Origin of the sequence: Bifidobacterium oedipodis, from assembly GCF_012932425.1 — a bacterium.
Lineage (GTDB): Bacteria > Actinomycetota > Actinomycetes > Actinomycetales > Bifidobacteriaceae > Bifidobacterium > Bifidobacterium oedipodis.
The window spans coordinates 295,500-313,496 of the sequence record NZ_JAAIII010000004.1 but is presented as its reverse complement, the minus strand read 5'-3'; the positions used below and the strand labels follow the sequence as shown (position 1 = coordinate 313,496).

The 17,997-nt window shown below is 57.5% G+C and carries 11 protein-coding genes; 8 read left to right on the top strand and 3 right to left on the bottom strand.

Going from position 1 to position 17,997, the window contains the following annotated elements:
* The first annotated feature begins 73 nt into the window (after nt 1-73).
* The 3 genes from G1C95_RS08225 (at nt 74) to G1C95_RS08215 (ending at nt 6,981) form a co-directional block, all read left to right on the top strand.
* Nucleotides 74-1,282, top strand: coding sequence for an MFS transporter (locus tag G1C95_RS08225; RefSeq protein ID WP_169172460.1), 1,209 nt, complete (start codon nt 74-76; stop codon nt 1,280-1,282).
* A gap of 48 nt (nt 1,283-1,330) precedes the next feature.
* Nucleotides 1,331-6,454, top strand: coding sequence for a DEAD/DEAH box helicase (locus G1C95_RS08220; protein WP_169172459.1), 5,124 nt, complete (start codon nt 1,331-1,333; stop codon nt 6,452-6,454).
* A gap of 104 nt (nt 6,455-6,558) precedes the next feature.
* The gene (locus G1C95_RS08215) at nt 6,559-6,981 is read left to right on the top strand and encodes an HIT family protein (RefSeq protein WP_169172458.1); all 423 of its coding nucleotides are present in this window, start codon (nt 6,559-6,561) and stop codon (nt 6,979-6,981) included.
* Between the two features lie 176 nt (nt 6,982-7,157).
* Here G1C95_RS08215 and G1C95_RS08210 read toward each other — a convergent pair whose 3' ends face one another.
* Nucleotides 7,158-7,583, bottom strand: coding sequence for a GNAT family N-acetyltransferase (locus G1C95_RS08210; RefSeq protein WP_169172457.1), 426 nt, complete (start codon nt 7,581-7,583; stop codon nt 7,158-7,160).
* 351 nt (nt 7,584-7,934) lie between these two features.
* On the opposite strand from G1C95_RS08210, the gene G1C95_RS08205 reads away from it, so the two are divergent.
* The gene (locus G1C95_RS08205; RefSeq protein ID WP_169172456.1) at nt 7,935-9,254 is read left to right on the top strand and encodes an SLC13 family permease; all 1,320 of its coding nucleotides are present in this window, start codon (nt 7,935-7,937) and stop codon (nt 9,252-9,254) included.
* 95 nt (nt 9,255-9,349) lie between these two features.
* On the opposite strand, the gene G1C95_RS08200 is transcribed toward G1C95_RS08205, so the two are convergent.
* Nucleotides 9,350-10,501, bottom strand: coding sequence for a CdaR family transcriptional regulator (locus tag G1C95_RS08200; protein WP_169172455.1), 1,152 nt, complete (start codon nt 10,499-10,501; stop codon nt 9,350-9,352).
* Nucleotides 10,502-10,728: 227 nt separating this feature from the next.
* Between G1C95_RS08200 and G1C95_RS08195 the strand changes: the two genes are divergently transcribed.
* The 4 genes from G1C95_RS08195 to garR all read left to right on the top strand — a co-directional run bounded on the left by G1C95_RS08195 (nt 10,729) and on the right by garR (nt 15,147).
* On the top strand, nt 10,729-12,054 hold the full coding sequence (locus tag G1C95_RS08195; protein ID WP_169172454.1) for an enolase C-terminal domain-like protein: 1,326 nt from the start codon (nt 10,729-10,731) through the stop codon (nt 12,052-12,054).
* A 22-nt stretch (nt 12,055-12,076) separates the two neighbouring features.
* On the top strand, nt 12,077-12,991 hold the full coding sequence (locus G1C95_RS08190; RefSeq protein ID WP_169172453.1) for a dihydrodipicolinate synthase family protein: 915 nt from the start codon (nt 12,077-12,079) through the stop codon (nt 12,989-12,991).
* Between the two features lie 50 nt (nt 12,992-13,041).
* A complete protein-coding gene (locus G1C95_RS08185) occupies nt 13,042-14,184 on the top strand; it encodes a glycerate kinase (RefSeq protein WP_169172452.1) in 1,143 nt (380 codons plus the stop codon).
* Between the two features lie 75 nt (nt 14,185-14,259).
* Complete coding sequence (gene garR / locus G1C95_RS08180) at nt 14,260-15,147, top strand: 2-hydroxy-3-oxopropionate reductase (protein WP_169172451.1); 888 nt, start codon at nt 14,260-14,262, stop codon at nt 15,145-15,147.
* 124 nt (nt 15,148-15,271) lie between these two features.
* On the opposite strand, the gene G1C95_RS08175 is transcribed toward garR, so the two are convergent.
* Nucleotides 15,272-17,989, bottom strand: a complete 2,718-nt coding sequence (locus G1C95_RS08175; protein WP_169172450.1) for a DNA gyrase/topoisomerase IV subunit A — start codon at nt 17,987-17,989, stop codon at nt 15,272-15,274.
* Nucleotides 17,990-17,997 lie beyond the last annotated feature (8 nt).

Below are 17,997 nucleotides of genomic sequence, written 5' to 3'. Positions count from 1 at the left end.
ATTATTTTCTTTAGGCAAGTATTTGTGATTGAATGTTGGCGATATCGACAAAACATTGCATAAAGGAGCGAGTGTGGCCAGTCTGCTGCTAGCGGTTATCTATCTGGCGTTCATCAGTCTGGGGTTGCCAGACGCATTGTTGGGGGCGGCCTGGCCCATGATGACCGAGGATTTCGGTGTGCCGGTCTCATGGCAGGGCGGCATTTCGATGATTATTTCCGCCGGTACTATCATCTCAGCGCTACTGAGCGACCGCATGACACTGCGTTTTGGCGCCGGCCGCGTCACCGTGGTGTCTGTGGCGATGACCGCACTGGCGCTGTTGGGCTTCTCCCTGGCGCCAAACTATTGGGTATTGCTGCTGATCGCCATTCCCTACGGCCTTGGCGCGGGCGGCGTGGATGCGGCACTCAATAATTATGTCGCCATCCATTACGAAAGCCGCCATATGAGCTGGCTGCACTGCATGTGGGGCCTCGGGGCATCCATCGGCCCATACATTATGGGCTTTGCGCTTGCCGGCGGGCAAGAATGGCCGTGGGGCTACCGCTACATCGGCATCCTGCAGGTGGTGCTCACCGCCATCTTGCTCGTCAGCCTGCCGTTGTGGAAAGCTCGCAAGCAAACGGCACAGGATGCCATTGCAGCTGAGGGGGAGAGTTCTCCGACCGAGCCCGTCAAACCTCTTGGTGTTAAAGGCGTTATCGCCATCACCGGTGCCAAAGAGATCCTGGTGATGTTCTTCTGCTACTGCGCGCTCGAATCCACCGCAGGATTGTGGGCCAGCAGCTACATGGTGCTCCATGAGGGCGTGGATAAGGCCACAGCCGCCAGCTGGGCCAGCTTATTCTACGTGGGCATCACCGTGGGGCGCGGTCTGTCCGGATTCCTGACCATGCGATTCGACGATCCCGCCATGATCCGTATCGGCCAAGCCGTGCTGCTGATTGGCCTGCTGACCATGTTCGTGCCATTGCCGAACCATCTTGGCGTTGTGATCGGACTGGTGATCGTGGGACTTGGCTGCGCGCCGATTTACCCCTGCGTTATCCACTCGACCCCTGGATATTTCGGTGAAGACAAATCGCAGGCCATTGTCGGCGTGCAGATGGCATGCGCCTATGTGGGCTCCATGCTGATGCCGCCTGTGTTCGGCCTTATTGCGCAATACGTGTCGATCAGCCTGTACCCGTTCTACATGCTGGCGATTCTGGTGCTTATGGTTGTTATGCATGAGCGTTTGCGCAAACTGCATGCCATGCAGACGCTGCGCGCGGCCTGATACTGCGGCGTACGCCAGATTCGCGCTACGGGTCGTATAATCGAACACATGTACGATAGTTTGCGCCTGTTCGCCGAACCCACCAGGGCATGGTTCGCCCATGCCCTCGGTGTGCCCACCGAAGTGCAGGCCCAAGCATGGCCAGCAATCCGATTCGGGAGCAATGTGCTGGTTATCGCGCCGACCGGATCCGGCAAAACACTGACGGCCTTTCTCTCCGCCATTGACCGGTTGATGCAGGGGAGTTCTTCTGCGTTTTCTGGCAACGCCAATACACAGTCCGCCGAAACCTCCTCTCAGACCGTTGCTGACTGCGCACCCGCCCCCGAACATAATCCGAATGATTCAGGGAAACAGTCACACGTGCGCAAGGCAAAGCCCACCAAAGGCGTTCGGGTGCTGTATATCTCACCATTGAAGGCGCTGGCGGCGGATGTGGCCAAAAACCTGGAAATACCGCTTGCCGGCATTGCCGCCGAATGCGCTGCCTGCGGACTGCCTGCGCCAACAGTCAGCATCGCCACCCGATCAGGCGACACCACGGCGGCTGAACGCCGACGTATCGCCACGCACCCGCCTGACATTCTGGTGACTACGCCCGAATCGTTCTATCTCATGCTCACCTCCAAGGCCCGCACGGTGTTCACCACTGTGGACACGGTAATCGTTGACGAAGTGCATGCGCTCGCCGGCACCAAGCGCGGTGCCCATCTGGCGCTGAGCCTTGAGCGGCTGGAGGAGCTGGTACCGTCATCCTTTCAACGCATCGGGCTCTCTGCAACGGTGAATCCGCCTGAAACGGTGGCGCGGTTCCTTGGCGGCAATCGACTGGTGAATATCATCAATCCAATCTCATCGCCGCAGATGGATCTTAGCGTTGTCGAGCCGTTGGCTGATATGCGCGATTTGCAATCCGCGAACGTCAAACATCGTGCGGGAGGAATTGATGCGTCTCAGCCGGGCACACCGGAGATTTCCGGCGTGACGCCCGCCATGCGACGTCTGGCGGAACGCAAAGGGCTAACCGGGCGTCGCACGCTGGCCAAACCCGATGGCGACGGCATCGGCTATCAGGCCATCGTCGGGGCAGCGGGGGATGGGCAGGGCGGTATGGGCTCGGCTACCGACGGCAATACCGGCTCAATGTGGCCGATTGTGGAGCATAGCGTGCTGGATGCCATCCTCGCCCACCACACCACGTTGGTATTCGTCAATTCGCGCGGACTCGCCGAAAAACTCACCGCCCGCTTAAATGACCTATACGCTGAACGCACGGCATCGTCATCAACTACTCCTTTCGACACCGGCTCCCCAGAAGGTCGCTCCTCATATGCGCAGCATTACGATGCCGTGGTCGGAGGCACCACACAATTGGTGCAGGCGCATGATGCCGCCGATACCATCGCCATGGCCCACCATGGGTCGGTGTCCAAAGATCGACGTAAACGCATCGAAGAGGACTTGAAACACGGGCGTTTGCGCTGTGTAGTGGCAACCAGCAGCCTCGAACTCGGCATCGACATGGGATCGGTTGATCTGGTGATTCAGATCATGCCGCCGCTATCCGTCTCCAGCGGTTTGCAGCGCGTGGGCCGCGCCGATCATCGTGTCGGCGGCGTCTCTCATGCACTGTTCTACCCGATGACCCGCGAACAGATCATCGGTGTGGCAGCAAGTATCGAAAGCATGCACGCCGGCGATATCGAGCCGATTCACGTGCCGCGCAATCCACTTGACATCCTCGCCCAACAGACCGTGGCCGCGGCGGCGATGGAAGATCTCGACGCCGATCGATGGTATGCAATCGTGCGTCGCGCCGCACCGTTCGCGCAGTTGGACAGGGCGACATTCGACGCGGTGATGGGCATGATGACCGGTGCCTACAATACCGAGGATTTCTCCGCCTTCCGCCCGCCGCTGATGATGAACGAAGACAATGGACAGATCGCCGCCCGCCCCGGTGCGCAACGGCTGGCCGTCACCTCAGGGGGAACGATACCCGATCGTGGCCTATACACCGTGGTGCTGCCGGAAACCGACGCCGGCAAAGGGCCTCGCCGGGTGGGCGAACTCGATGAGGAAATGGTCTACGAATCACGCGTCGGCGATGTCATCACGCTTGGTACCTCCACATGGCAGATTCAGGAGATCACCCGCGACCGTGTAATCGTCACACCTGCACCAGGGCGCACGGCACGACTGCCATTCTGGCATGGCGACGGCGCAGGACGCGACGCTGGCTTCGGCCGAGCCAAAGGCCGGTTCCTACGCGAAATCAGCGCCGGATTACTATCCCGTTCCTCTGAGCAGAGTGTAGTGGAAGCGGAGTCGAAGGATCTCGCCGCACGCTTCTCGCCGGCGATCATGCAACGCCTTGCCGCCGATGGTCTCGACCACAATGCCATCAGCAATCTTGCCACTCTGCTGGGCGAACAACGCGCCTCCACCGGTGTGATACCGAACGATCGGCATCTCATCCTTGAATGTTGCCCCGACGAGGAAGGCGATTGGCGCATCATCCTCCACTCGCCCTACGGGCGGCGCGTGCATGAACCGTGGGCGATGTCTGTGAACACCCGTATCAAGCAGCATTACGGCTTTGACGGACAAACCTATGCGGCGGATGACGGTATTATCATCCGGTTGCCCGACGGCGCTTCGGCTTTGGGTGGCTTGGTACAAGGCCTCCATAATGCTAATTCGTGGCTGTGGAATCTCTTTGTGTTTGACCCGGACGAACTCACCCGCGATATTGAAACCCAAGTTGGCGAATCGGTATTGTTCGCCGCACGATTCCGCGAATGTGCGGCACGATCGCTGTTTCTGCCGCGTGCCAACCCTGGCAAACGAGTACCTCTTTGGCAGCAACGGCTGCGGGCCGCCCAATTGCTGAATGCCGCGCGTAGCCAGCGCAACTTCCCGTTGCTGCTGGAGACTGCGCGCGAATGCCTGCAGGACGTTTACGACATGCCTGCATTGCGCGCAATCATGACCGATCTCAACGCCGGAACAATCATCTTGGATGAGGTGCACACCGACCAGCCTTCACCGCTGGCCGAAAATCTGTTGTTCGGCTATGTGGGGCAGGTCATGTATCAGTATGATGTGCCGCAGGCCGAACGCAGCGCACAGCTCTTGTCTGTGGATCCACAGGTGTTGGAACGACTGCTTGGTTCGGATGACATGGCCGGTGTGCTTGACCAGCAGGTTATCGCCGAAGTCGAAAACGAGCTTGCGGAGCGAACATTCTGGAACGAACTCGACGCCAATGATGTGATCGGGCGCACGACGCGATACGCCAAAATCCACGGCCCATTCACCGCGGATGAACTGATACAGGCATTGGGCGTTGACGCGACCACCGCAGTGCGCACGCTGGATGAGCTCACCGCCAAAGGTGAGCTGATGCAAGGGCATTTCACACAGGGCAGTGCGACACAACAGGCGACACAACGGTCTTCAGGACTGTGCGTGGGATATGTAGGAGCAGACAGCGCGAATACGGTGACAAATGGATCGAATGCAACGTCGGCAGAGGGAGAAAACAAGTCCGCTGTCGATTCGCTGCGGCCTATGCAATGGCTGCATCGCGATGTATTCAGGCGTATCCGCAACCGGTCTCTGAAAAAAGCACGTGCCGCCATCACGCCCGCTGACCCCCATGTATACCAATCCTTCCTGCTGGAGCTACAAGGTATCGGCCCGGTTGGGGGAGAACGCTATGAAGGCGTGGATGGGCTGATGCGCGTGATTGAACAGTTGGAAGGCGTCGCCCTGCCCGCCCAAGAGTGGGAGGAGACGGTGTTCCCGTCCCGCGTGCGCAACTATACGCCATCCATGTTGGATGAGTTGATTGCTGGCGGTGAGGTCATATGGGCCGGCTGCGACCCCGGTGGCTCGGATACGTCGATCCGTATGCACGATGAGCCGGCACAAAGCATGCGCAAACGGAACAATCGCACGGCTGATAGCACAGCATCAATCAAGCAAGGTCTCATCGCTTTCCATCCTGCGGGTTCAATATTGATCCCAAGTGGCAAACAGCATGGCGTACACTCCGCGAAACTACCGTATGCGCAGCGTGCCGCCCGTGCCGGCGTCGGCACGCTGCCCGATGCCATCATGGATGTACTTGAGCGCGGTGGCGCTTATCGTGCCGATCAACTGGCTTCGCTGGTGCGACAAGTATGGGAGGAATCGGCTCCGAGCATCGACCCTGAAACCGGTGAGATCATGGCCAAACCATGGTCAAACCAACAGTTCGAAGAAGCATTATGGTCACAGGTATGGCGCGGGGAGGTAACCAATAGCTCCTTTGTGCCGGTGCGTGCGTTGCAGGCCAATGCGCGCACCGTACGAACACCGGCTCGGGCTTCGCGCAGACATATTCGCATCCAAAGCACACTGCCGGCCACCATGGGCGGTTTGTGGATGGCTGTAAGCGGCGAAAGCGGCGACAACAACGATCGAGACGAGCAACAGCCGGCCATTCCGGAGGCCATCGCCCTCGAACGTGTGGAAACGCTGCTCGACCGCTACGGTGTGATAGTGCAGCCCCTGATCGACAAAGAACGTCTGCCTGGTGGATTCTCCGGCCTGTACCCGGTGCTGAAACGTATGGAGGAACATGGGCGGCTGGTGCGCGGCATGTTCGTCCAAGGGTTTGGTGCGGCGCAGTTCGCTGAAACAGGCACGGTGAACGCACTGCGTGCCCAAGCCAATCGTCTAGCCGATCGCCAAGCCAAACGCTCTGAGCAGTCGCCGGTTGCCATCAGTGCGATCGACCCGGCCAACCTCAGCGGTGCGGCGGTCGCATGGCCTCAAGTGCCGTCCGGCACTGTCAAACCGTCGCGTCGCGCTGGCTCTATCGTGGTGATCGGGGGAGGCAGGCTGATACTGTTCGCTGCGGTAAAAAGCAGGCATCTGACGGTCTTTTCGAGTGCTGTACCGGAGCAGTCGCAGGAAACCGCAGCGCAGGAAGCAATGAATCGCAACGTGACGTTGTTGCGCAGCGCTTGCACGGAACTTGCGTACGCACTGCGTCGCGCAGGCAGCCGATCCATCACCTTCGCCGATGCGAACGGCGAAGCATTGGCTGCCAGCCATCCACTTTCCCGCGTCCTCCATCAAGCCGGCTTCACCCCCGTCCCGCAAGGCATGCGTCTGTATTAGGCGATCGAGGCAATAAGAAATGATGGCAACGGGCGAGGTGGGGAGAGACGGCCGGCCTAGGGTGAAGACGTATTGCAACGATGCCCTAGAAAGGAACGAATATCATGGCTGATACTGTGTGCGCATATTGCGATGAAGGTGAGGCGTTGGACGCCTTCGGCATCAAAATCGCCGAACTGCCGGCCAGCAAGGTGGTGCTGTTCAAGGAGCAAAGCCATAAGGGGCGTGTGATCGTGGCATCCAAACACCATGTGGCCGAAATGGTGGAGCTTACGGTCGAGGAGCGCGCCGCGTTCATCGAGGATGTGAACCATGTGGCCGAAGCCGTGCACGCCGTATTCCACCCCGATCGCGTGAATTATGGTGCCTACAACGACACCGGCCACCACCTGCACTTCCATCTTGTGCCCAAGTATGCTGATGACGAGTTCGAATGGGGATCCACCTTCGCCATGAACCCGAATCGTGTGCATTTGACCGACGCCGAATACGACGAACTGGCCAAGGCCATCGTCGCCGCGCTGTAACCACATGCGGAAGACGGACTGCGGCAGCGCGGTCGAATCCGATAGCGGGATACAGCCGATATAAAGGCTTGTGCATGTAACGGTGGCTCGCGGTATCATCCGCGTACCACCGTTTTTTTTGATCGTCTGCGATCCGTTACGCGATGAACGTGCTGGACGATCGATGCGGGTGTTTGTCAGATGATTTTCTTATCGAAACGGTAATAGGTTTTCTCGAAACCATTCGATTCATAGAAACGATGGCTGGATTCATGGAACACCCTGGAACACATGGTGATTCTTCCGCAGCCGGCGTCGCGTGCCACTTGTTCTGCCCAAGCAAGCAGTTGGTCGCGAATATCCTTGTCCTGATGCGCTTTCGCTACTGTAAGCTCTTTTGTTTCAGCCAGTCGTTCCCCGGCATGTAGCTGCCAGGTGCACAGGATTCCAACGAAACCAATCACCTTGCCTTCCTCCTCGTACACCCCCAGTTTGCGGTCAATGGTATTGAGCTGATTTACGAATGTCTGTGCGAACATTTGGAAGTTCAGATCGCATTCGCTGGTCTCATTGACGAGATCGTATACGGCTTTGAGGTCTGAGCTGGTTGCTGGCCTGATCATAGTATGCCTTTCTCTTGAAAAATCGCGTGCCGCGTCGGGGAAGAATGATTTGATGCGTGCTCGTCATTGCAGGAACGCGTCATGTCCGTTGTCGGCGGTGCTTCCATCGTATGTGTGCGCGTGCGAGCCAAGGATGTCTCGCATACCAGAAAAAACGTTTTGCAATGAAGAAAATGCTGTCGTTCATGACTATGCAAAAACGGGACATCAAGCGGCATGCTGGTAGAAGAAACGTTGCCAATAAACATTTTGTAATACGTAAAAGCCGATGGGCCTGGCCCTGTGATGCGTCACGACGGCTGTGATGCGGGTCGCAATCGGCTGAGTGATTCCAATGGAAGGACTGGTCCGGTGAATATCCCTCTGGCCATACTGGGCTTCGCGACGATGATCGTCATCACGGTAGTGCTCCTCAAAAAGAAAGTCAGCATTCTGCTTGCCTTTACCGTCATTCCTCTCGCAGCGGCCCTGATAGCGTTGCCGTTCATTGGCGGACAGATTGGAGACATCGGTTCGTGGATTGGCATCGGCATTGGAAAAACCTCCGACATCACGCTGATGATGCTGTTCTCACTGCCATACTTCATGCTCATCGATGACACCGGTCTGTTCGATGACATCGTCAAAGGCATCATGAAACGGGTGAAGATGTCAGCGCCAGTGATTTGCGTGCTCACCATTGTCGTGGCCTGCATCGTCGAACTCGACGGTTCCATCACCTCGGTGTTTCTCATTACCGTGCCGCTCATGCTTCCCCTCTATGAACGGTTCCGCATCGACAAGCGCGTGCTGCCGTTCCTGATCTGCGTGGCGATCCTGATCATGTGCAATACGCCTTGGAACCCGAAGATTCTACGTGCGGCCTCGCTTATGGACGATGCCAACGCATCCACCTCCCTGTTCCTCAGGCTGGTACCCATACAGCTGTTCATGCTGGTGCTGCTGATCGGATTCGCGGTCTTCTATGGTCTGCGGTCTCGCAAGAATCTTACAGGCAAGGTCGAAGTGAGCAACGAGGAGCTGCTGGCCCAGTTCAAGGACACCGAGTTGACACGACATAACATGTTCTGGGCGAACCTGCTACTCACCGTATTCTTAATCTTCTGCCTCATCGCATTCCAATTCATCCCGCAGTACTATGTGTTCGCTTTTGGCCTGGTGGTGGCGCTCGCCATCAACTATCGTGATTTGGGCCAACAGGGCAAATTGCTGAAGAAATATGCAGCATCGTTGTTCCCCGTGGCACCGGCTGTGCTGTTGTCGGGCGTGGTCGTCGGCGTAATGCAGGAAAGCGGCATGCTTGAAGCCATGGTGCAGGCGCTGATGGCTGTAGTGCCGGCACAGATCGGACCGTACTTCTATCTCATCATCGCGCTGTTCAGCACGCCGCTGATGCTGCTGTTTACCAATGACACCTGGTTCTACGCGCTTATGCCGCTGGTGTCCGCGTTTTCCGCCAAATACGGTGTGGGCGCCGAGACAGTGATCGTGACCCTGTTCATGAACTTCGGTTCGATGATTTCCGTAATCGCCCAGCCTCAGCTGTATATTGGCACCGATTTGGCCGGCACCACCATCGACGAGCACATCAAATTCTCGTGGTGGCGTCTGTGGCTGATCAACATCGTTGTAGTCGCATTCGGTGTGCTCACCGGTGTGTTCCTGCCTTAACCGGCGGCGAACCAGATTGAATGATGGCCGGGTAGGATCCGTTGCGCACGTCCTCGTCATGGCGTGCGGAACGGAACTTGCCGGCCATCATCGGATCACGCCTGATACTGCGGTATCGTCTGCTGACGTTTGAATCGCAAGTAATCCCGGAGTTTGAAGGCGATGTCCAGTATGGTGTATTCCCTGAGAATGCGTGGATTATAACCGGTTTCGCGGGCGATTTTGTTCAACCGGTTCTGCAAGGTGTTCTTATGCAGGAAGAGTTCGTCGGCGGCATGGATGATACTGCCGTTGTGCTTGGCATAGGCGTTGAATGCGGTCTGGAACATATCGAGATCATCGTCGTCCAGCCCTGAGAAGATGCGCTCGACAAAGCGTGAGGCGTTTTCGTGATTCAACGATGAGATCAGCAGTCCGAAATCAAGATTTTCATAGTATTCCACGTCGTTGAGCCCCGTGAATATCTGCCAGTCCACGGTTTTGCCAGCCTCGTCATAGCTCCGCCAATATTCGTCGGCATTGGGTGCAACAGTACCCACGCCAAAGCAAACCGGCGATTTGGTGGATGACCTGATGTCATCCGACAGTTCATGGAGGAATGCGGAGATCGCGGATTGATCCGGTTCGTCCAGCAGAATGCAGCATCCGGTGGCGTTCACGGTGAAGAAACTTTCGCTCATAGACCGCAGGTGCGTGCTGATGATGGTATGCCATCCGTCTTGGGAGGCTATGATCGAGTCTCCGCTGCAGGGGCGTCCGACCAGAACACGTCGTGGTCGCAATAAGTCGACGTTCATCACCGAGGCAAGGTAAGCGGTTACGGCGGCGTCATGCCGTCGCATGGTGAGCATGCCTACCAGATTGGACATCATCATACGCTGATCGAACCGAGTGACCTGTTCCAAATTCTCGCGAATGAGTATCTCCGTCATCTTTTTGATGACGTTGCCAAACGGCTCAACCTCTTCGCGAACACCGGTGATACCGATAACCGCTACCACCGAATCATTGAACAATACCGGCACATTGATGCCATTTCGTGCACCTTCGAATTGATGTTCGTCATCGATGACGACGTTTTGTTTAGTGCTCACGGCCAGACGTGCACCATCGTGTGAGGTGCCGATGCGTGAGCGGTCAGTGCTGGCGATAATCAGACCATGCGTGTTGAATAGATTGATCTCATGCTGAATGACGCCCTTGATGTTCACTACGATGGTTTCGGCGATTTGAGGATCAATGTCCATGCGCACTCCTTGCTTCCTTGCCTCGTTACCGGACGATCGATTGCATTCATCTCGATGGTGCCCGAGCATCGTTGTTCTTCTACGCATAGTACACAGAACATGGTTTGGCCGGTAAGACGTGTCTCTTTTAGGCATCTGGACCTTGGCGGGGAAGCACACGATTCACGCATAATGAAGCCACAACGTTTCTGCATCGACGGCACAACCATTCAAAGGAGAACAACGTTATGGTCGCAACAATCGAGAAGATGGAAGTCTTTCCGGTCGCAGGTTACGACAGCATGCTGCTGAATCTGTCCGGCGCACACGGGCCGTATTTCACTAGGAACATTGTGATTCTCACTGATTCCGAAGGAGTGGAAGGCATTTCCGAGGTGCCGGGTTCCACGAAGATCACCGAGGTGCTTGAAGAGATCAAGCCGATGGTGGTGGGCACTCCTATCGGACAGTACAAGAATCTGGTCAAGTCGATTCGCGACCGCTATCAGTCGCTTGATCAGGCAGGTCGTGGAGACCAGACGTTCGACCTGCGTACCACTGTGCATGTGCAGACGGCTGTGGAGACCGCATTGCTTGACATTCTCGGCAAGCATCTGGATGTGCCTGTCGCCGCACTGCTCGGTGATGGGCAGATCCGCGACTCGGTGAGGTTCCTCGGCTACCTGTTCTATGTGGCCGACCGCACGAAAACCGACCTTCCCTACATCCATGATGATGACGATTCCGATGCGTGGGGTCGTATCCGCCGCAACGAGATGCTCACGCCCGAGGCCATCGTCGAGCAGGCCCGTGCAGCAGAGGAGCGATACGGATTCAAGGATTTCAAGCTCAAGGGAGGTGTGTTCGACGGCCATGAGGAGATCAAGGCCATCAAGGAGCTGAAGAAGGCTTTCCCGGATGCGCGTATGGATCTCGACCCCAACGGATGCTGGTCGCTGGAGGAGGCCGTAGACATCTGCAAGGACATGGTGGGAACACTGACCTATTGCGAGGATCCGTGCGGTGCCGAGGGACGTTTCTCATCGCGTGAGGTGATGGCCGAATTCCATCGCCGCACCGGCCTGCCCACCGCCACGAACATGGTGGCCACTGACTGGCGTGAGATGAAGGCCGCAATCCGTCTCGATTCCGTGTCCATCCCGTTGGCCGACCCGCATTTCTGGACCATGCAAGGCTCCGTGCAGGTGGCACAGATGTGCCACAATTTCGATCTGACCTGGGGCGTGCATTCCAACAATCATTTCGATATCTCCCTGGCCATGGTAGCCCACGCGTGCGCCGCCGCTCCTGGCTTCGTTAATGCGGCTGACACGCACTGGATCTGGCAGGACGGACAGTTCCTCACTAAGAATCCGCCGGTGATTCGTGGCGGTGAGATCGCTGTGCCCCGCAACGTGCCCGGCCTCGGCATCGAAATCAATCGTGAGGCGCTCGCAGCGGCGCATACCCTGTATGTGAAGAACGACTGCGGTACCCGCGATGATTCGGTGGGCATGCAATACCTCATCCCCGGTTGGAAATTCGATGGCAAGCGCCCGTCGATGGTTCGATGAATCGCCTATGGAGACTGCGAACATGATCACATCCGTTGATGTTGCGAAATTCCGCGGCATTTTCGTGCCGATTCTCATGCCGGTGACCGATGCCTCCGATGGCGTGATTGACATGCCTCGTCTGCGCAGACAGGTCAACCATGTCATCGAACATGGTGTGGACGGCATCCTCGCCTTCGGATCGAATTCGGAGTTCTACATGTTCTCCGACGATGAGATGCTCGAAGCCACCAAGGTGATCGTTGAGGAGACCGCAGGTCGTGTGCCGGTGATGTTCGGCGTGGGGCATATCCGCACCAGTCAGAACGTGGAGTTGGCTCGTCGGGCCGCTGCTCTTGGCATCGATGCGATCTCTGTGCTGCAACCGATGTTCATCACCCCCACACAACCGGCGTTGTACCGTCATTTCAAGGCCATCGCGGATGCCGTGCCGGATACTGCCGTGCTGATCTACAACAATCCAGGTCTTGCCGGATATCCGATTGCGCTCGATACGATCGTCTCCCTCGCCCATGAGGTGGATAATATCGTCGGCATCAAGGATTCCTCAGGCAACATCACCAATCTGCAGGAACTGGTGCGCCGCACTTCGGACATCGACTTTCAGGTGTTCGCTGGCAAGGATACCGTCGTATATGCAGGATTCTGCTGTGGCGCGGACGGCGCGGTATGCTCTACGGCCAATATCTACCCCGAATTGGTATGCGGCATCTATGACGCGTTCGTCGCTGGTGAATTCGACAAGGCCCGTGAGCTGCAGTTCAAGCTCAATCCCATCCGACTGTCGCAGGATGCGGCGAGTTTTCCTGCGGCCACCAAGGACATGGCCAATTTGCTGGGAATGGATGTGGGCCCGTCGGTACTGCCCACCGAGGCGACATGTGGATCCGCATTAGAAGGTATGAAACAAGCCATGAGAGAAGCCGGATATCTGTAATGCTCCTTTGTCGGAGGATTACACCAGACGGCAAGCGAAAGGAGGGAGATATGACCGATCTTACCGTGCTGTTGGCCAGCGATTCGTTCAAAGGATCGGCCTCCAGCGCCGAAATTGCGGAGCTGTTGGAGCAGGGTGTGCGTCGAGTCGTTCCCGAATGCGTAACGAAGGCGTATGCGATCGCAGATGGGGGCGAAGGAACCGTCGCCGCTGTGGTCACGGCATGTGGAGGCGAATACCGCACCGCGCGCGTCATTGGTCCCCTCGGCGATGAGGTGTTCGCACGCTATGGTCTGATTGGCGATGCCGCGGTGATTGAAGTAGCTCAATCCAGCGGCATCACATTGATCGAGCAGAATCATGGCAATGCATTGCGAGCCTCAAGCTATGGGGTGGGGCAGCTCATCCTTGATGCCCTGGATTGCAATGTCAAGCGTATCTATGTGGGGTTGGGCGGCAGCGCCACCAGTGATGGCGGTGCAGGTATGGCTCAGGCGTTGGGCGTGCGTTTGCTCAATGAGCAAGGTAACCCCATCTCCCGTGGGCTATTGGGTTTGGACGAACTGTTCCGTATCGACTGCTCTGGTATCGATTCGCGTATTACCGACGTCGAAATTGTGGCGCTCACCGATGTGTGCAATCCGTTGGTGGGCGCAGAAGGTGCCGTCAGTGTCTACGGGCCGCAGAAAGGCATCGAGCGTGATCAGGTCATGATGCTCGATGGCTGGATGAAGCGCTATGCGTCGTTGATCACTGAATCCACCGGGCGTGATGTTTCCGGTTTGCCGGGCGCGGGTGCGGCCGGCGGACTTGGAGCCGCACTGGTAGCGTTCTGCGGCGCTCGCATCACCAGCGGCATCGATACGTTGCTTGATCTTATCGGCCTGGAACAGGCGCTCGATGATGTGGATCTTGTTATCACCGGCGAAGGCCGCATGGATGCGCAATCTGTTCAAGGTAAAGCGCCGATTGGTGTGGCGAAGCTGGCCAAACGACACGGCAAACCCGTGATTGCCGTGGTGGGCAGCCGTGCGGACGATCTGGGCGACGTGTATGCGAAGGGCATCGATGTAGTGGTCTCCGCAGTTACTCAGCCGGCGACGTTGGACGAATGTCTGCAACGGGTGCGTGTCAGCGTCCCCATAGCTGCGGAAACTGCGGTGCGGGCATTCCTGCTCGGTCGTTCGCAGTAGGTCGGTTTCCCGACATAACTCAAACCTGCGGGTATGTTCCCGCAATAAAGAAAGATTCCAATGAAAGGACATGCTATGAAGGTTGGATTCGTAGGACTGGGCATCATGGGCAAGCCGATGGCCCTCAATGTGATTAAAGCGGGCTATGAGGTCACCGCGTTCGATTTCAATGCCGCGCCTTTGGAAGCCATTGTGGCAGCAGGAGGCAAGGCTGCCGCCAACGGCAGGGAGGTTGCGGAAAACAGCGACGTGGTGATCACCATGCTGCCGAATTCCCCGCATGTCGAATCCGCGCTGTTCTCGACCGGTGGTATCGCCGAGGGACTGAGCGCAGGCAAAGCGGTAATCGATATGAGCTCCATCGCGCCGTTGTCCAGCCGCCAGTTCGCCGAACGTCTGGCCGAACAGGGCGTCGAGTTCCTGGATGCTCCGGTCTCCGGTGGTGAACCCAAAGCCATCGATGGCACCATCGCCGTGATGGTCGGAGGCGAACAGACCGTATTCGATAAGTATGAGGCACTGCTCAACACTATGGCCTCCACAGTAACTTTGGTAGGTGGCGTGGGTGCCGGCAATATCACCAAACTCGCTAATCAGATGATTGTGGCCGTGAATATCGCCGCCGTGTCCGAAGCGTATTCGCTGGCCAAGAAGGCGGGCGTGGCACCGGAGAACGTGTACCAGGCCATCCGCTCGGGTTTAGCTGGCAGCGTGGTGATGGATCAGAAATCGCAGAAGATTTTTGATGGCGATTTCGCTCCGGGCTTCCGTATCGAATTGCACATCAAGGATCTGCAGAATGCGCTTGATACGTCACATGGTGTGAATGTCTCCGCTCCGTTCACCGCGCTTGCGATGGAGATCTTGCAGTCGCTTAAAGCTCATGGCCATGAGAAAGACGATCACAGCGGTATCGCCGAATGGTATGAGATGACAAACAATCTTAAGTTGCAGAGCGAATGATAATGGGTTTTCGCTGAAACTGCTTTTCCTATTAAGCGATATTCGGTGATCGGACTTTACAGATAGCGATGGCCTTGGCCGGTCCTTCATTGAGGATCAGCCAAGGCCATCGCATAACCTTATGTCAGCCGATGAAGGCGATGGGGGAGGCCAAGTCGGTTCCGGAACCATCGCGACGCATATCCGGCTTGGGCAGCTCGACCGGGGATCCGGCATCGGTGGAGGCACGCAGCGGGTAGACGCCGACCCAGGCCAGAATCAATGAATCCTGGCCTTTGAGGAAACGCTGCGAACGCACGCCACCGGTGGCGCGTCCCTTGGTCGGATACATCTCCAGCGGAGTGACCTTGGCGGCACCGTTCTCCGTGCCCGGCAACGCTTCGGAATCCCCGGCCACCGTAAGCACCACGGCACCCGAACCCGAGGTCAAGCCGTTCTCGCCCTCCTCATAGGTCCATGCCACCTTGCCAGCGGGCACCACGTTGAACGCTAGCACGCGTGCACCGTCCGCAAGTTTGATGCCGGCCATGCCTCCGGCCGTGCGGCCCTGCGGGCGCACATTCTTCGCATCGAAGGTGAGCAGCGAGGAATCCGAGGAGACGAATACCAGACGATCCTCATCGTTGGCCGTGGCAGCGAACACCACTTCGTCGCCGTCCTTCAGATCAATCACGGACCAGGAGTCCATAGTGGTGGGGGCTTCACGATTCCACCGCTTGACCACGCCATTGCGCGTACCAATCGCCAGCGAGGCAAGCGCGTCGGTGTGCGCCCCATCACTGTTATCGCTGTCATCGCCATCGGCTGTGGAAGCCGCAGACATAGCGATTGCAGCGACCACATGCTCGCCGATAATCGGATCGGTGGACTGCGTCTGCCCAATCAGCTCATCGGCGTTCACACCACCGGCCAACGACAGCTCATCACTTGCAGGCAATGCGGGCAAATTAACCACATGCGCGAGCACCAAGCGGCCCGCGGAGGTAATCAGCCCATAGGTGGCCTGGGTGGATGTGGCAAAGATCGTGGTGATCTGATCGTCGGGCACACGATGGTCCGAAACGGAACGTGCATGGAACACGTCCATTGCGCTCGGTGTGGAGCGTGCAATCAAACCGGTGGCGCTCATCATCACCACACATGGTTCGTCTTCAATCTTCAACGCTCCGGCCAGTGCACCTTCCTCGCCTCGCTTGGCTGCGGCTGCCGCAGCCTCCACATCGGCGGCGGCAGACGAGATGGTGGCAGCGGACTTCACCGCTTCCAAAGCGGAAGCGGACACGTCAGCCGAATCGGTGCCATGGGCAATCACTGGTGTCATCGTGCCATCTGGATCGGCGTCAAGTAGCACCGTGCGGCGCGGAGATCCCCATTTAGTGACGGCTGCGTCCATATCGCCGGTGACCACGCGATCCAGCTCTTCATTGGAAGACAGAATGCGTTCCAACTCCTCAAGCTTGCGCTTGAGATCATCGCGCTCCGCCTCCAATTCGATGCGGTTCATTCGAGTGAGTCTGCGCAGACGCAGGTCGAGAATATAGGAGGCCTGCGGTTCGTCCAGATCGAAAACGGCCATTAATCGGGTTTTTGCCGCATCCGCATCATCGGAAGTGCGAATCACCTGGATGACCTCGTCGATATCCAGCAAGGCCAGCAACAGGCCTTCGACCAAGTGCAGACGTTCCTGCGCCTTCTTCTTGCGGTATTCGCTGCGACGGCGAATCACCTGACGGCGGTGATCAATCCACACCTGAAGCATTTCTTTCAAGCCCATGGTGTGGGGGCGGCCGCCTACCAGCGCCACATTGTTCATGGCGAAATTGTCTTGCAACGGCGTGTGCTTGAACAGCTGCACCAACACGGCGTTCGGGTCGAAACCGGTTTTGATCTCAATGACGATGCGCGTGCCATTATGACGATCCGTCAGATCGAACGCGCCAGAAATGCCTTCAAGTTTACGGTTCTTCACACCGTCGGAAATGCGTTCGATGACTTTTTCCGGACCGACCATATACGGCAATTCGGTCACCACAATGGCCTGTTTGCGGGCGGTGACATGTTCGATATGCGTGGCGGCGCGCGTGGTCAATGTACCGCGCCCGGTGGCATAGGCTTCGCGAATGCCATCACGGCCGAGAATGATGCCACCGGTCGGCCAGTCGGGGCCGGGCACATAGCGCATCAACTGCTCCAGCGAAGCATCCGGATGAGCCATCAGATATTTGGCGGCATTCACCACTTCGCACAGATTATGAGTGGCAAGATTCGTGGCCATACCCACGGCAATGCCCGAACCACCATTGACCAACAAGTTCGGAATGGCGGCCGGCAGCACGGTCGGTTCCTTGAGCTTGTTGTCATAATTCGGCGTGAAATCGACGGTATCCTCATCGATGTCGGCATTCATGCCGAGCGCGGCAGGCCCAAGCCTGGCTTCGGTGTATCGGGAGGCTGCGGGACCATCATCCAACGAGCCGAAGTTGCCGTGGCCGTCCACCAGCGGCAGTCGCATAGCGAACGGCTGGGCAAGGCGCACCATGGCCTCATAAATGGCGGAATCGCCGTGCGGATGGAGCTTACCCATCACCTCGCCGACCACACGGGCCGACTTCATGTACGGGCGATCGGGAGTCAGGTTCATTTCGCCCATCTGATAGACGATACGGCGCTGCACGGGCTTCAAACCATCGCGCGCATCGGGCAGAGCGCGCGCGTAAATCACCGAATAGGCATATTCAAGGAACGATTTGCTCATCTCCTCGCCCAACGGCGTCTCGACGATGCGTTCCTTGACCGTACGCGGATCGTAGGCTTGTGCGGAGGACTTGCGGTGTGCTGCCATGAAACTCC

Excerpts from the sequence above, each read along its gene's own strand:
- G1C95_RS08220 (WP_169172459.1), top strand. The coding sequence starts at position 1,331 with ATGTACGATAGTTTGCGCCTGTTCGCCGAACCCACCAGGGCATGGTTC.
- G1C95_RS08195 (WP_169172454.1), top strand. The coding sequence starts at position 10,729 with ATGGTCGCAACAATCGAGAAGATGGAAGTCTTTCCGGTCGCAGGTTAC.
- G1C95_RS08210 (WP_169172457.1), bottom strand. The coding sequence starts at position 7,583 with ATGATCAGGCCAGCAACCAGCTCAGACCTCAAAGCCGTATACGATCTC.
- G1C95_RS08175 (WP_169172450.1), bottom strand. The coding sequence starts at position 17,989 with ATGGCAGCACACCGCAAGTCCTCCGCACAAGCCTACGATCCGCGTACG.
- garR (WP_169172451.1), top strand. The coding sequence starts at position 14,260 with ATGAAGGTTGGATTCGTAGGACTGGGCATCATGGGCAAGCCGATGGCC.
- G1C95_RS08200 (WP_169172455.1), bottom strand. The coding sequence starts at position 10,501 with ATGGACATTGATCCTCAAATCGCCGAAACCATCGTAGTGAACATCAAG.
- G1C95_RS08185 (WP_169172452.1), top strand. The coding sequence starts at position 13,042 with ATGACCGATCTTACCGTGCTGTTGGCCAGCGATTCGTTCAAAGGATCG.
- G1C95_RS08190 (WP_169172453.1), top strand. The coding sequence starts at position 12,077 with ATGATCACATCCGTTGATGTTGCGAAATTCCGCGGCATTTTCGTGCCG.
- G1C95_RS08215 (WP_169172458.1), top strand. The coding sequence starts at position 6,559 with ATGGCTGATACTGTGTGCGCATATTGCGATGAAGGTGAGGCGTTGGAC.